We start from the raw sequence: 14,729 nt of genomic DNA, 5'->3' as shown, positions 1-14,729 counted from the left end.
AGGGGGCACGGGGCTTACCGGAGCTTCAGCATTTTCCCTTGAATCGCGGCCTTGAGCAATTGCGCGGTGTTGGAGACTCGAATTTTCTTCATCATGTTCGCCCGATGTGCTTCGACGGTCTTGACGCTGATTTTTAAACGCTGAGCAATTTCCTTGTTTTTGAATCCGGTCCAGATCAACTCAAGGATTTCCTGCTCACGAGTCGTGAGGGCTTCCGGACGTCGTTTTCGAGGGGGAAGGACCGGATCCGGTGCGGATGCTTTTGCTCGAGGTTTTGGGGTCTTCGCGACTGGTGACATGTACATCTAGCTCCACTTCGGGTAAAGACTAATCACAGATGGAGGTGTGTCACCTCCTGTGCCAAATGACTCCCGGATTATACGCAGTGCCCCTGGCGTTTGTAAATGGAAAGCGCGAGGGGGAAGGTGTCTCGTCTCTGCGGCTATTGGCGTAGTTTCTAATACCTATACTTAGAGAGGTGACTCATGTCCTGGTCAGCCCCATTACTACAGGCATATCCATGACCTTCTACCTCATGGTGCTGTTGTTCGGCGCGGTGATCGGTAGTTTCTTGAACGTCTGCATTTACCGGTTGCCTCGTGAGGAGTCGGTGGCTTGGCCGGCCTCGCACTGTCCCTCCTGCCACCACGCCATCGCCGTCTATGACAACATTCCGATTCTGAGTTACCTGCTCTTGCATGGCCGCTGCCGGGCTTGTCGTGCGCCGATTTCGATCCAGTATCCCTTGGTGGAAGCGGCCAACGCGATTGGATATGTGCTGGTCTTTTGGACGTTTGGATTTACCGCAGCGGCCTGGGCCTATGCAGCGTTGGTGTCCGCGCTGATCGTGGTGGCGGGGACAGACCTCTCTCATACCATGATCCCGGACGCCATCACGTTGCCGGGAATCGTCATTGGTCTGTTGTGTGCCGCCTTGATCCTCCCGATCGGACTTGTCGATTCCTTGCTCGGTGTGTTGTTGGGGGGCGGTCTCTTATGGTTCTTGGCCTGGGTCAGTCCCTACGTCTTCGGGAAGGAAGGGATGGGAGGCGGGGATATCAAGCTGATGGCCATGGTCGGGGCCTTCCTCGGCTGGCAGCCGGTTTTGTTGGCCATTATGATCGGCTCGTTTCTAGGGTCTATTGTCGGTGTCGGGCTCATCGCGGCCGGCGTCCTGCGGCGCGATCAGTACATTCCGTTCGGACCATTTCTATCCGTGGGATCTCTCCTTGCCCTGCTGTTTCACCAGCCGCTCCTCACGTGGTATTGGGCCTTGATCGATCTTCCGCAGTAGCTGCCCCCAAATCGTTGACCAGAGCCGATTTGCAGGCATCTCGGTCTCGCCGACCTGTATCTGAACGGATGATTCACTGTATCCGATTCGGAACAGTTCAGAACTGTCCACCTTCATTTGTTTGATCGGCCTCCGGTCGCGATTTCCGATCGTCAGCCTATTTCCTCAATATCTTCGCAGGTTCCCGTGATGCTTCGGCAGGGATGGAGCGCCAATGAGCGGGATGCGTCTCAGGCGTGAGCAACGGCATGGAACTTGGAAATGCTCTACGCGCTCGAGGAAAGGAGCCGGTATGAATGAACGTGGTGGGAGCCTGGTGGAGTTGTGCACGGTAGTCGCCATCATCGGGATTGTGATGGGAGTCAGTGTGCCTGGATGGGCAGCGCTCGTTGCGAAGCATCATCAGCGTGCGGTGATGAGGGAGATTGCATCGGAACTGCGTATGGCGCGGCAATTGGCGATGGCGCGGCACGAGCGTATTCGAGTGGTCGTGGATGCGGAACAGTCTGAATTGCGCACGGAATGTACCGACTGCAGCAATAGCCTACTGCGTCGGTATGCGTTCGGGCAGAGGGGTACGGTCATTGAATCCATGTCGACGAAGCCGGAAATTCTGTTTCAGCCTAGTGGTCGATCAGCGACGGCGACCACCATGATTGTCGTTGACGGTCGCCACGCATCGCATCAGGTGACGGTGAGCATCACCGGTCGGGTGACTGTGTCATGACACCATCTAATCTGAAGAGCCTCAAGCGACGTTCCGTTTTCGTGGGTGCGCACGGATTCACCCTTGTGGAAAGTATGGTGGCGTTAGTCGTGTTATCGATCGGCATGATCGGGACGATCGGGATGTGCGAGTGGGCTGAGCGCGGTCTGCAACGCGGGGCCTTGACGACGACGGCACTCGCCTTGGTTGAATCACGGCTGGAAGCCAAGCGGAGTGTGTCGTGGGAGCAATTGTTGATGGACGATTTGGATCACGACGGCACATTGGAATCTGCCATGCATGACGATGGCTTGCAGGATGACAGCACGAACGGCGATGGCATCTTCACGGCCGGTACCACTCAAGGCAACATTCGGCTTGTTTGGACGGTGGAGTTGAATCGAGGCAGCCATCCGGCCGGAGCGAGTTTGGCGACTATCGAGGCGCGTGCGACATTCCGAACCATAGCGGGGCAAGAGAAAGAGGTTCGGGTCCGCACGATCCGAGCCAATCCTCGGTATGTCGGCCCGTCGGTGCTGTCATGAGCCGCGGCAAGGGCTGTGTCGTCTGCGCACCGCCCCGTGTGAAGCTCGGCTGGCGCCTCGGTACGGCCGGAGTGAGCCTCATTGAACTGTTGATCTCCATGGCGATCAGCAGCGTTGCGATATCCGCCTCAATTCAAATGTTTTCGGCGGTCGGCCTTCGCTTCACGGCGCAACACTCGGCTATGGCGACCAATCAGGATTTGCGCCTTGGCTTGGATGTGTTGTGTAGCGAAATACGGTTGGCCGGAAGCGGGTTGTTAGGGGGAGATGCGCCGTTTCTCAAGGCGAAGTCGGATGAGGTGGAGTTCTTCGCCGGCTTGAGCGGTGAGTCGACCACCCTGACACAGATGGCAGACATTGGTCGACAGGAGCTGTCGGTGGAAGAAGGGGCCGGCTGGCCCAAAGGGAAGCAGGTTCTGGTGTGTACGGCTGCGCGGTGTCGGTGGAACCAGTTGGCGGCCGACGGCCGGAAGCACACATTGTCATTGGCGACGCCGATTGGTGAGCCGGCTCCGATTCGGAGCGCCGTTTTCCTGCTCAATCGAGTGCGTTATTACGTGAAGCGGCAAGACGATGGAGTGCTGCGGGTCATGCGTGATGTGGATGGTGGCTCAAGCACGTTATTGGGCGACGTGCGCCGCTTTGAGCTGCAGTACCTGGACAGGAATGGTGCTGTCGCAACGGAAGTCGGTGAGGTGGTGCGGGTGCGTGTCACGATACAAGCTGGACGACAAGGATCGATGTTACTGCGAGATGTGGCGATACGGATGTAACTGGTAAAGGGAAGTGACTATGAACACAAGTATGGGGCGTTCAGGAAGTATGGTTCGGCACGATGAACGGGGAATGGCGTTGTTGGCGGTGCTGATGGTGGTGTTCTTGCTGACCCTATTAGGGATGACATCGATGCAGCTGGCCGGACAGGAGATGGTGAGTGCCAGTGCATTACAGGAAGAACGGCTTGCGCACCACGCTGCTGAAGCAGCGGTGGATGTCGTGATGGGATGGTTTCACGATCCCGGACTGTTGTCGCAGGGAGCGGAGGTGACGTGGTTGACGAAGCGGCTGGTCAATGCACAGGGGGACCCCTCCTATTTTGATGCAGCGGGGCGTGCGCAGTTTGTGGGAACCGGCGCCGATCCCGACGTGGTCTTTGATGCCGCCAATATTCAGCACGATCGGCTGCTGAACGATTCTCAAACCGGATGGTTTAAATCACTCAAGGGGCTCGCCAGGATCCTCAAGTTGCGGGTCTATGGCGCGACCCGGCCGGGATTGCTCTGTACGGTCGAGGTTACGGCGGGAGCCGGCCCTGCGTCGCGTGTGACAAAGACCGTCTCGGTTGAGTTCGGCGCTTATGCGGTTCCCGCGTTGCATGCACCCATCCAGAGCGGCTCATTGGGCGCCGAGTCTGTGCAATACCGGCCTGGCTCTGTGCTCGCTCATTGGGGCGACGTGATGGTGAGGGGCAGCGCGTATTTCACTCAGCCGGAAGAGATTCCCCTCAAGAGCGGGTTGGCACCGATCACCGGGCAGGCGTATGGCGAGATGGCGCATCGGGAGGATCGATGGCTTACGATCCGCCTCGGTGGCGATGCCTATTTTTCCCAACTGCCAGCAGAGGCCTGGTCGGGAATTCCACTGAATCTCCACACTCATCAGGAGCCGGTTCCCGGTCTCAAGTTCGATCAGTGGGACTACGACACCTTGAAGCGAATGGCCAAGCAGTTTGGACAGTACTACGGGATTGATCGTGAAGGATTGCTGTATGCAGGTGGGGCGATTCAGCCAGGATTGGGGCGCCCTGCTGCGGACGTATTTGCCTCAAAGGGCCCAGGTGACCATCGAGGGTTGATTTTTGTCGATACGCTGGATGGGACAGCCCCGCGACAGGACAACCTAGGAACGATCGTGCTTGATCAAGAATATGCAGAGGGCCTCTTTGTTGTGAATGCGCATGTGCTCTGGAAGACAGGGGCGTATGGCAAACCGGTTCCCGTCCTCAGTCCGCCGCCGGAAGGCCAGCAAACTTTGGGAAGCAGGGTTCCTGTGCAATTGCCCGGCATTCATCTGCAGGGGGTCCTGTATGCTGCAGGGGATGTGCGATATGCAGGGCATCTTAAGGTTTACGGTGGAGTGGTCGCACAAGGAGCGATCGTGGACAGCACGAACGGATCGGGGATGTTGGAAGTTTGGTACAACCATGATCTTCGCGAGGGCCTCGTGCAAGGTATGCCACTGGTGGTTGTGGCGCCTGGAAGCTGGCAGGCCAAAATGTGAGGAGAGGCTGCTCGACCGATGCGGTGAGACGGTCATGATGTTGGACTCGAAGAAGTAGATGTAATGAAATCATATTTGCAGAGTTCAGAAAGGAATCGGTCCATGAGTCGTGCGATGCGCTCTATGTCTACCGTCAGTGAGTTTGTTCATGGTGCAGGATCTGAAGGGCAGAGCCGTTCCGTCAGCCACTACCATCAGCTCGTCGAACAGGGTTTTCTCCAACAGGGAGAGTTGGTGTCGGCCACGGCCGAAGCGTCGAGAAAACGACTTGATCTGGCCACGGTGCTTATGGAGCGATATCGGATTCCCAAACCGGCTATCGGTGCCGCACTCGCGGAATTCTATCACTGCCCGTTTCTTGCCTATGACGAGCGCATGGTCATGGAGCGGGAGTTAATAAGAAATCTCAGCCTGGATTATCTTCGAGTGAATCATTGGGTTCCGCTCAGGCGACTGGGTAGCGGCATCGAAATCCTGATCGACGATCCGTGCGATCCGGAGAAGATCTTTGATGTGCGACGAGCGTTTCCTGGGCAGGCACTATCCTATCGAGTGGGGCTGCGTAGCGATATTGAACGGTTCTTGAGCGTCGTCCCGGGACGAGAGTCAGGCGATGCGATCTCCGATATCCTCGGCGAGTTGGTTAGTGAGGCACAGTTAGAAGAGCAACAAAATGCGACGATTGCCGCGATCACCGAAAACGATTCGGCCATCGTCCGGCTCGCCAATCAGATCATTACAGACGCCTATCGTCGCGGGGCGTCGGATATCCACATTGAACCCTATGCCGATCGAAAAGAAACCGCCGTACGTTTTCGCGTCGACGGCACCTGTTTTACGTATATGAAAATTCCGGCCGCGTATCGACGGGCGATCGTCTCCCGCCTGAAGATTATGGCTAACTTGGACATCGCCGAGCGCCGCAAGCCGCAGGACGGAAAGATTCGGTTCAAATTGAGTACCGGACAGGAGGTCGAATTGCGGGTGGCCACACTGCCTACGTCAGGCTTCAATGAAGACGTGGTGATTCGCTTATTGGCGGCCAACGGGCCTCGCCGTTTGGAGGAGTTGGAATTCAGCGATGAAACGCGACGACTCGTGGGGCAGTTGGCTCAGAAGCCGCATGGCATTATCCTGTGCGCCGGCCCGACGGGGTCAGGGAAGACCACCACGTTGCACGCCATACTATCCTCGATTAATACCGACGAACGAAAGATTTGGACGGCGGAGGATCCGATTGAGATCACGCAGGATGGATTACGGCAGGTGCAGGTGCATCCCAAGATCGGGCTCACCTTTGCCACGACCATGCGGGCATTTCTGCGAGCGGATCCGGATGTCATCATGATCGGAGAAATGCGCGACAAAGAAACGGCTGATATTGCCATCGAAGCGTCGCTCACAGGCCATCTGGTCTTCAGTACCATCCATACGAACAGTGCTGTAGAGACTGTGGTGCGTCTGCTCGACCTCGGGTGCGATCCGTTCAATTTCTCGGATGCCATGTTAGGTGTGTTGGCAATGCGATTATGTAAGCGCATCTGTTCCAACTGTCGGGAGGCCTATCATCCCACCTGTGGTGAATATGACGAACTGGTGCAGGCCTATGGAGCGAGCGATTGGGAGCGTGTGCGAGGAGCGCATGATCCAGGCCTGACATTGTTTCGTGGACAGGGATGCGATGCGTGTAACCAGACCGGTTATCGTGGACGAGTGCCTATTCATGAGCTGATGGTGGTGTCTGATCCCATGAAAGCATTGATTCAGACGAGAGCGCGGACCGGCGAACTGATGGCTCTCGCCAAGAATGAAGGCATGAGGACGTTAGTGCAAGACGGCATTGAGAAAGTCCTGCAAGGTCTCACCACGTATAAACAGGTGCGAGCGGTCGCGATCAAATAGGGATATCGCGATTGGCGCGTGGCACATCTCGACACCCGAGACTCTCTGCTTGAGGGACACTTCTGCCTCTTGTATGTGCGCGGGTGACGCTCAGAAGATCATCGGTAAAGCTGTTAGCTGCCGTAGGGTGTGTTTGCGCAGCCTGTGACACTCAGAGGTTAGCCCACGCTTCCGTCCAGCTTCACTCCCTCATCAATTTTTCCCGTGGTTAGGACTGAGAACGTCAGGAATCCGACAAAAATTGTCACCGAAGTGATCATGGAGCGCTCTAAAATGTACGCAGCTCACGATGAATGTACACGATATATCAATTGGTTATGCGCTAAATTAAGTGGAAACCCATCGGCATGGCACTTGCTCATCTGGCTGTTGCCATGTGTGTCTCTACCTATCTCCAACGGTCCTCTGCTGTCCGCTTCCAGAATGGCTTCACCCTCATCGAGGTGATGATCGCGGTCGCGATCGTCGGAATTTTGGCCATGGTGGCCCTCCCCAACTATCTCCAATGGAATGCTCGCTATCAGCTGAAACAAGCCACAACGGAATTGGCTGGCAGCCTCAACTTGGCCCGTATGGCAGCGATGAATCGGAATCTCGCCGTTACTGCCACACTGGCTCTTGTATCAGGTAGGGTGAACATCGATTTCGGTGGGGCACTGGCCCCAGTCGTGTTGCCCCAGGCCGTCGTCGCGTTCACGGGTGGTCCGACGATTCAATTCACCCAACAAGGGTTGAGCGGGGCAGCCGTGAATGTTCCAGTGACGCTGACCTCTCAGCAGGGGACGACCTATTCCGTGGTCGTCACTCCGGCAGGCAAGGTGAACTGGTGTACCCATGCGACGTGTCCCTAGAGGCCGAATGAAAGATAATAGAAAACCACAAGGCTTCTTCAGGCGGATCGCAATCACGAAGCAGGGGTTTACCCTGTTGGAAGCCATGATTGCAGCGGGTGTGCTTTCGGTCGGACTCCTGGGGTTGGCCGGGCTCTCAGGAATGTCGCTGGGTAAGAATGTCGACGCAAACGACATGTCCCGCGTGACGAATCTTGCCGCCGATATGGCGGAACGTATTCAGAATAATCGACAACGTGTGTTGGACTATCACAATACCGACACCACAGCCGCGTGCGCACAGAGCGCAAGTACGCAACGCATGGCCTTAGGCGACTGCACACAGTGGCGAGCGTTGCTGACAACTTCTGGTCTTACCGGTGCCACTGGGAGTATCACCGCGACTCGACTCGATCCGGATCCCACGGCAAACCCGGTCACGATGAATCGCTTCCTAGTGACGATTACTGTCAATTGGCAGACAAGGAAGAGTGATGTGAGCACGGCACGGACCAAAGCCGCAGTATTTACGACGGTGGTCGCGCCTGAATAGCCGCAGTGTGGAGCATGACAATGCGTAAAGTGTATTGGAATCAAAGAGGCTTCACTCTCGTGGAATTAATGGTCGCCGTCTTGATCACGGTGGTGATTGTGGCTGCGACAATGACCACCGTCGTGACCTCGAATCGTGCCAACGTCGTGAATTCGCAGGTGGCAGATACGCAACAGAATGTGCGAGTGGCCATCGACTTGCTCAGCCGGGATATCAAGCTTGCCGGCTATAACTATAACGCGACTGATCCAGCCACTAGGTCGGTAGGTGCGTGCAACGCTACCATCGGTGCCATAGTGAAGCCGGTCGGCCTGCTCCCGCAGGATCACACGCCGACAGGCGCGGATACCGGAGCAGATGGAGTGTCGATGGTGCTTCCGGTGAATACGGCAGGGTGGACGTTGACCACGGCGGTGGGTGGAACACCGAACAGCAAGACCTATGACAACACTATCAGCCTTTCGGGAGCTGCGATTACGGAGATGGTCGCGCAAGGACTCGTCGTCGGGTCAACGGTTTCCATCGGAGGTGCAGTGTCAAAAACGGTACAGGCGGTCAATGCCACGTCGATTGGGTTCGGCTCTGGGAACTTTGTGGATGGGCAGTTCCCGGTCGGTACGCGTGTGTATTTGATGCAGTGCGTCCGGTATCAGGTCGTGGCGAATACGCCTACCACCTGTGGAAGCAATACACCCTGTCTGGTGCGAAATAACGTGCCGCTTGTCGACGGTGTGGAAGACTTGCAAATTGCCTATGCTTGCGACGGCTGCAACCAGGCGGCCCCTAATCCCCTGTTTCCAGACGGGGTCGTCGATGATCAAGATGCGTCGTCGACCTCTGGGTTTCCGACCTTCACCCAGGGGGACTTTGTCTCCGACAGTGCGTGGGCGATCACTCCGTGGATGCCGGATAAGATCAGAATGGCGCAAGTCAGCCTGGTAGTCAGACCAATGAACGCGGATGACGGCCTTGATGAGAAGGGAACCAAAGCCATCAATACCACGGGACCCGTGATCGTCGGTGACCACAACCCATCAGCGGATGCGGGCTATGACGCCAACATTTATACGCAGCAACGTCGACGCGTGATGATCCGCACGATTCAGCCGAGAAACCTGTAACGAGAGACGCTGTGATGAATCTGCGACGGGATACCATCAGTGCGGGCCGAACGTACGACCGAAAAGAAATGAAGAATCAGCGAGGCATCGCGTTGCTCACAGTGATGCTGATGTTGTTGATTCTCACCATTCTCGGCATTGCGTCGATCACTGTGACCAGCATGGAGCATCGAATGGCTGGATTTTTCCGTAGTACTGAGGCTGTGGTGGCTGCGGCAGACTCCTGTGAAGGACTTGCCGCCAACATCATCCAGCAGACATTGTCCCCCCCAGGAGTGCTCCCGACCGCCTTCGTTGCACCGACGGGGCCTGTCCCGGCGGCCAATGCCACGACATTGTATGCCGAAATCTACGGGTACGATCTTCCGTCACCTGCCGCGGCAAACACACCGGCCGTGAACTATGCCGATGTGGCAAACACAGCCCCGAATTTTGTGATGACCGATCTCCCGGGTTTCACCGTCAACGGCGATATCGATCTTCTCTACACGCACGCGAAGAGTGGGCAGGGAACAGGGGTGGCCGGCACGGAGCATGTGTATCGGATCACCTGCATGGCGAGTAACCCTGCAACCGGTTCAAATAGCGCGGTGACCTCTGTCTATGGCTGTTTGGATGGCGACACGTGTGTGAAGAAAATCAACTAAGAGGGAGCCTATGACCATGTATCGCGCAATCATCATTGTGGCGCTCGGCGTACTGGCATCGGTGTTACCCTCCGGCCCTTCATTCGTGTCGGCACAAACCGAAGGTGTCATGCCGTTTTCATCAGCCGGGTTTCAGTCCGGCGTGATTGATGAGGTGCAGGGATCGACCATCCGCATCGATGGTCGGAGCTATGTGCTGAAGTCCGCGGTGGTGGTGGTGGATCACGAAGGGGAGCCACTTGAGATTGAGCGGATTATTCCCACGTCGCTCGTAAAGTTTCATCTGAAAGAAGGCCACATCGACAAGATGGTGGTCACGTTGCCGCAATAGCGCATGAAAGGTCTTGTCTCAACTCGTCGCCGCGCATTCGACGGCTGTTGTCCTGCTTGAGATGAGGAGGAAGAACGCATGAATCGCCGAACCCTTGTTGCTGTGATGCTTGTGGCTGGAAGCCTGAGTGCTTCGCTGGTTGGCTCCGGTGATGCCGTAGCCGTGGTGTCCAATGCCGACTACACTGCTGTGCCGGCCTTCGTTACGAACGCGACGACACCCAATATCATCGTCGTAATGGACAACTCGGGCAGTATGAGCAATCGCGCCTGTGAGTCGACGTCATGCGGCATGTTGGCGGATGGCAGCACCTCGACGACGACGACGTGGACCGATACCACTCGATATTCGGGCTATTTCGATTCACTGCGTTGTTATACTTATAACACGACGGACACCCGATTTGAGAGTGGGACTGGCAAGGCAACATTGGATGCAGCGTGTCCGATTACGGAGTGGGACGGTAATTTCTTGAACTGGGCAACCTTGCGTCGGTTCGACGCGGTGAAGCGGGCCATGATCGGTGGAGATTGTTTCAGTGCCAGGGATGCGGATGGAAACTGCCCAGCCAGCGGGACGCCGGCCCTGAAGACCGTTCGCGCACAGGCTAGTGGGGTGAACACCGAGCGTGCGAGTGTTAATTATGGCAGTGGCACTGGTGCCAATACATATGTCGGGCATATTCCACTCGCGGATCGAAATAGTAGTCCAGGCACGATTACGATCCATGTGGCAGGCGCCTATTTTTGTGTGGATAACGATACGACATTTGACAGTAATTGCGGCGATTCGTACAGCGTTCGAAAATATCATCTGAAGATTGGATACGCGAACGAGCCCACCGGAGTCATTCAACAGATCGGTGGCAAGGCACGATTCGGCTTGATGGAGTTCAAGTCGAACAGTGAAGGCGCGCGGATGTTGGTGGGGGCCGGCTCCCGTCAGTCTATCGACTGGTCGGGAACCGGGGTTGAGACATTCACGACGAACACGGCGGCCATGGTGGATGCGGTGCAGGAGTCCTATCCTTCGACGTGGACTCCGCTCAGTGAGGCCCTGTATGAAACCGCGCGGTATGTCGCACAGATCCAGTCGACCTTCTCGGCGGGCTATGTCTATCCGGTCGCATTTTCCGGTGGTGTGTCAAATGGTGTTAACTTTGCCACGAGTGGCGCCGGGTCGGTCGGCACGAGCGAAATCACGGCCCTGGTTGGGACTGAAACATGTCCGCCCGGTTACATCACCAACGCGTGTGGTCGTGATCCCTATTTCTTCGGGCAAAATCATACGCCGCCCTGGTCTGCGAGTTCTCAGGTGGTGACTTGCTGCCGGACATTTGTAATCGTGTTCACCGACGGCGAACCGACGCAAGATCAAAATATACCGACGGCGCTGCAAGACTATGCCCATGCTCATCATGGGCAACATTGTCTTGGGAGTGATACGGCGGCGCCCCCGCGCCCCATCAACGGCACATGTAATGTGCACGCAGCCACTCCATTCAGCGATTTGCTTGCAGAGCACAAGACCGATTATGCCGACAACGGCAGCCATTATTTAGATGATGTCGCCTATTGGGCGCACACGAGCGATCTTCGTCCTTGTAGCGGTACGAGTGATGGGACGATCGCAGGTTTGGCGGTCACCGGGCATTGCATCGCTGGCACCCAGAGTGTGACGGTGTATTCATTCTTTGCATTCGGCAACATGAATGGTCGTGGGATTCTGGCCCAAGCCGCTCGCTTAGGAGGCTTCGAGGACGCCAATAATGACGGCATCCCTCAAACTGGCGAATGGGATAAGGAAAATAATCTCACAGGAGCGGCTACGCCGGACGGTATCCCGGATGCCTATTTTGAATCCTCCAACGTTGATGATCTGCAGGATAAGTTGCTGGCCACGATTGCGAGTATTCTCAGGCGGAGTGCGTCCGGTTCATCGGTTTCCGTGCTGGCTACGGCCTCGACTGGTGAAGGGGCGTTGTATCAATCCTATTTTTACCCCAGCACCATCGAACCCACGACGCTCAGCGACGTAAAGTGGACGGGTTATACGCAGGCCCTATTCATCGATACGTTCGGCAATACTCGCGAGGATACGAATCAAGATGGTCGGCTTGATTATAAGGTCGACAAGATCATTAAGACCCGCTTTGATTCACTCTCGAATTCCGTGAAGGTCGATAAATACGTCGACACTGACGGTGATGGTTTGCCGAACGACCAGAACAGCGACAATTCTGTAACGGTGGCAGACTGCAATCCCTGCGGGCAGGCGTTGAGCGAGATTCTCCCGATTTGGGAGGCCGGGAAACGACTGGCTGTGAAAGATTCCACAACTCGCACCATCCTCACCTGGGTCGATTCCGATCATGATGGAGTCGTCGATGCGAGTGAGCAGATAGCCTTTTCAACCGCCAACGAGTCAATCCTTCGGCCATATCTTCGTGCCACATCGAGCGCCGAGGGGACCAAGATCATTAATTTTGTGCGCGGCTGTGATGTGGGGACCTGTCCAGAGCAGTCAGCGACAAGGGACCGCCGACTCAGTGTCGCGTCAGGAGGAAGCACCTCCTTGAAAGTGTGGAAGCTCGGAGACGTCATCCACTCCACACCGACGCTGGTTGCGGGTCCCAGGGATCGGCACGACGCGCTCTATGGCGATCAAAGCTATTCGGCATTCCTGCAGAAGTGGTACAACCGCCGGCAGGTGGCCTACGTGGGGGGAAATGACGGCATGCTACACGCGTTCAACGCGGGGTATTACCATCCCGGCGATGATGCAAGTGCCTCTGCTCCCACGAATATCACCGAACACGGCTGGTTCACCACTGCTCCAGCGGACAATTCCAGTGGGGCTCCATTGGGGGATGAATTGTGGGGGTTCGTTCCGTATCAACTTCTTCCTCAGCTGGAGTTCTTGAGTCGTGCTGATTACCAGCATACGTACTATGTCGATCTGCCACTCAAAGTCGTGGATGTTCGGATTTTCACCCCGGACACCGATCATCCGAACGGATGGGGCACGATCTTGATTGGCGGATTTAGAATGGGTGGAAGTTGCGGCGCCTGTGTATCTGGATCCGGCGCGCCGCCGATGACGGTCAACATCAGCGGTACGGACTATACATTTTATAGTTCCTACTTTGCGATGGATGTGACCAATCCCGATGCCCCCAAGCTGTTGTGGTCGTTCAGTAGCTCGAATTTGGGGCTGACGACCAGTGTGCCGGCTGTGGTCCGGGTCAATCCTGCAGCGGATGCGAAGGCCAGTAATACAAATGCAAAATGGTACATGGTGGTGGGGTCCGGCCCGACCGGGTATGACGCGAGCGCGGCGCAGAGCGCAAGAGTCTTTGCCATCGATCTTGCGACAGGGCCAGGCAGCGGCAACAGCCTGGTGACAACGTATGCAGCGGGGTCCTGGAATTCGTATATCGGAGACATCACGGCTTTCGATCGAGATCTCGATTATCGCCACGATGTCGTGTATTTCGGGCGAGTGATTGATGACGGGGCGCTTCCCTGGCGTGGCAAGATCTATCGTTTGACCATGGGCGCCGGAGGAGTCACGTCCAAGTTCGGTACAGTCACCAATCCGGCTCAGTGGGGCATTGCGTTAGGCAGTGCCCGCGTGCCCACCGAGATGTTGGATACGTTTGCGTCAGGAGCGGAGATGGGCCCGATTGCGACGGCACCGTCTGTGACGATGGACGACGCGGCTAACGTCTGGGTTTTTGCGGGCAGCGGGCGTTATTACAGCAAATCCGACAAGACGGATGTGTCCACCCAGTATTTCGTCGGCCTGAAAGACTCGGTTCTTAATGCCGGGTGCAATCAATCGGCCGGTCCGCTCAACTGCATGGACAATGATCTTGTGGATGTATCGAATGCCACTGTCTGTGTGGTGGGAGTCGGCGATTGTGGTCAGGCCAGTGGAACCAGCCAGGTCTCCGGCGTGTCCGGTGCCACGACGTTTACCGGCTTGATCGGACTGGTTCAGAGTAAAGATGGCTGGGTGACGAAACTCGTCGAACCTGCCAACCCGCCATCTCATCCGGTCCCCTACGGCATCGGCGAACGGGCCGTCAGCAGTCCGACGGTCTTCGGCGGAGTGGTCTTTTTCCCTACCTTTATCCCTACGAACGACATCTGTGTCTCGTCTGGAACGAGCCGACTCTGGGCGCTCTTTTACAAAACCGGGAGTGCGTATCAAGAGCCGATTATCGGAACGGCTGCATCAGGCGCGAACCAAACGGTCAATAAGTTCGGCTCTCTTGGGGAGGGATTGGCGTTCGGTATCGTGGTTCACATGGGCTCAGGCCGGGACGGCGGCAGTCCCTTCGGGCTGCTCATCAATATGAGTCAGGGAAATTTTGGCGACTGTACGACGTGCGGGTTGGGAGGAGGATCCCCTGGAGGTCTTCCGAGTTCGAACATCGACGCCAACGTTGCGATTGATCCACGGAGTCGATACTTCTCATGGACGAACATGTGATGGTCACTTTGAGGCAGGCGCTA

The 14,729-nt window shown here is 56.4% G+C and carries 13 protein-coding genes; 12 read left to right on the top strand and 1 reads right to left on the bottom strand.

Features of this window, described 5'->3' with window-relative positions:
- Positions 1-14: 14 nt before the first annotated feature.
- Positions 15-299, bottom strand: a complete 285-nt coding sequence (locus V9G17_08575; GenBank protein MEI2752644.1) for a LuxR C-terminal-related transcriptional regulator — start codon at positions 297-299, stop codon at positions 15-17.
- A gap of 221 nt (positions 300-520) precedes the next feature.
- Between V9G17_08575 and V9G17_08570 the strand changes: the two genes are divergently transcribed.
- The 12 genes from V9G17_08570 to V9G17_08515 all read left to right on the top strand — a co-directional run bounded on the left by V9G17_08570 (position 521) and on the right by V9G17_08515 (position 14,706).
- Entirely contained in the window at positions 521-1,294 is a 774-nt protein-coding gene (locus tag V9G17_08570) for a prepilin peptidase (protein MEI2752643.1), read from the top strand.
- Positions 1,295-1,586: 292 nt separating this feature from the next.
- The gene (locus tag V9G17_08565) at positions 1,587-2,021 is read left to right on the top strand and encodes a GspH/FimT family pseudopilin (GenBank protein ID MEI2752642.1); all 435 of its coding nucleotides are present in this window, start codon (positions 1,587-1,589) and stop codon (positions 2,019-2,021) included.
- Entirely contained in the window at positions 2,018-2,545 is a 528-nt protein-coding gene (locus V9G17_08560) for a prepilin-type N-terminal cleavage/methylation domain-containing protein (protein ID MEI2752641.1), read from the top strand. The genes V9G17_08565 and V9G17_08560 overlap by 4 nt, the downstream gene beginning before the upstream one ends.
- Positions 2,542-3,318 carry a prepilin-type N-terminal cleavage/methylation domain-containing protein gene (locus tag V9G17_08555; protein MEI2752640.1) on the top strand — a complete coding sequence of 259 codons (777 nt, stop codon included), beginning with the start codon at positions 2,542-2,544 and terminating at the stop codon, positions 3,316-3,318. Before V9G17_08560 ends, V9G17_08555 begins: the two co-directional genes overlap by 4 nt.
- Before the next feature lie 19 nt (positions 3,319-3,337).
- Complete coding sequence (locus V9G17_08550; GenBank protein ID MEI2752639.1) at positions 3,338-4,825, top strand: pilus assembly PilX N-terminal domain-containing protein; 1,488 nt, start codon at positions 3,338-3,340, stop codon at positions 4,823-4,825.
- A 102-nt stretch (positions 4,826-4,927) separates the two neighbouring features.
- Positions 4,928-6,727: a GspE/PulE family protein gene (locus V9G17_08545; GenBank protein ID MEI2752638.1), complete on the top strand. Its 1,800-nt coding sequence runs from the start codon at positions 4,928-4,930 to the stop codon at positions 6,725-6,727.
- 347 nt (positions 6,728-7,074) lie between these two features.
- Positions 7,075-7,578, top strand: a complete 504-nt coding sequence (locus tag V9G17_08540; GenBank protein ID MEI2752637.1) for a GspH/FimT family pseudopilin — start codon at positions 7,075-7,077, stop codon at positions 7,576-7,578.
- A gap of 7 nt (positions 7,579-7,585) precedes the next feature.
- Positions 7,586-8,110, top strand: a complete 525-nt coding sequence (locus V9G17_08535; GenBank protein ID MEI2752636.1) for a prepilin-type N-terminal cleavage/methylation domain-containing protein — start codon at positions 7,586-7,588, stop codon at positions 8,108-8,110.
- A 20-nt stretch (positions 8,111-8,130) separates the two neighbouring features.
- A complete protein-coding gene (locus tag V9G17_08530) occupies positions 8,131-9,231 on the top strand; it encodes a prepilin-type N-terminal cleavage/methylation domain-containing protein (protein ID MEI2752635.1) in 1,101 nt (366 codons plus the stop codon).
- A gap of 14 nt (positions 9,232-9,245) precedes the next feature.
- Positions 9,246-9,878: a PilX N-terminal domain-containing pilus assembly protein gene (locus V9G17_08525; protein MEI2752634.1), complete on the top strand. Its 633-nt coding sequence runs from the start codon at positions 9,246-9,248 to the stop codon at positions 9,876-9,878.
- 16 nt (positions 9,879-9,894) lie between these two features.
- On the top strand, positions 9,895-10,209 hold the full coding sequence (locus V9G17_08520) for a hypothetical protein (protein ID MEI2752633.1): 315 nt from the start codon (positions 9,895-9,897) through the stop codon (positions 10,207-10,209).
- A 78-nt stretch (positions 10,210-10,287) separates the two neighbouring features.
- Positions 10,288-14,706, top strand: coding sequence for a hypothetical protein (locus V9G17_08515; protein MEI2752632.1), 4,419 nt, complete (start codon positions 10,288-10,290; stop codon positions 14,704-14,706).
- The last annotated feature ends 23 nt before the right edge of the window (positions 14,707-14,729 follow it).

The sequence above is a fragment of the Nitrospira sp. genome (genome assembly GCA_037045225.1).
Lineage (GTDB): Bacteria > Nitrospirota > Nitrospiria > Nitrospirales > Nitrospiraceae > Nitrospira_A.
Note: the sequence above shows the minus strand (reverse complement) of the source record. Positions and strands in the feature narration are given on the sequence as shown.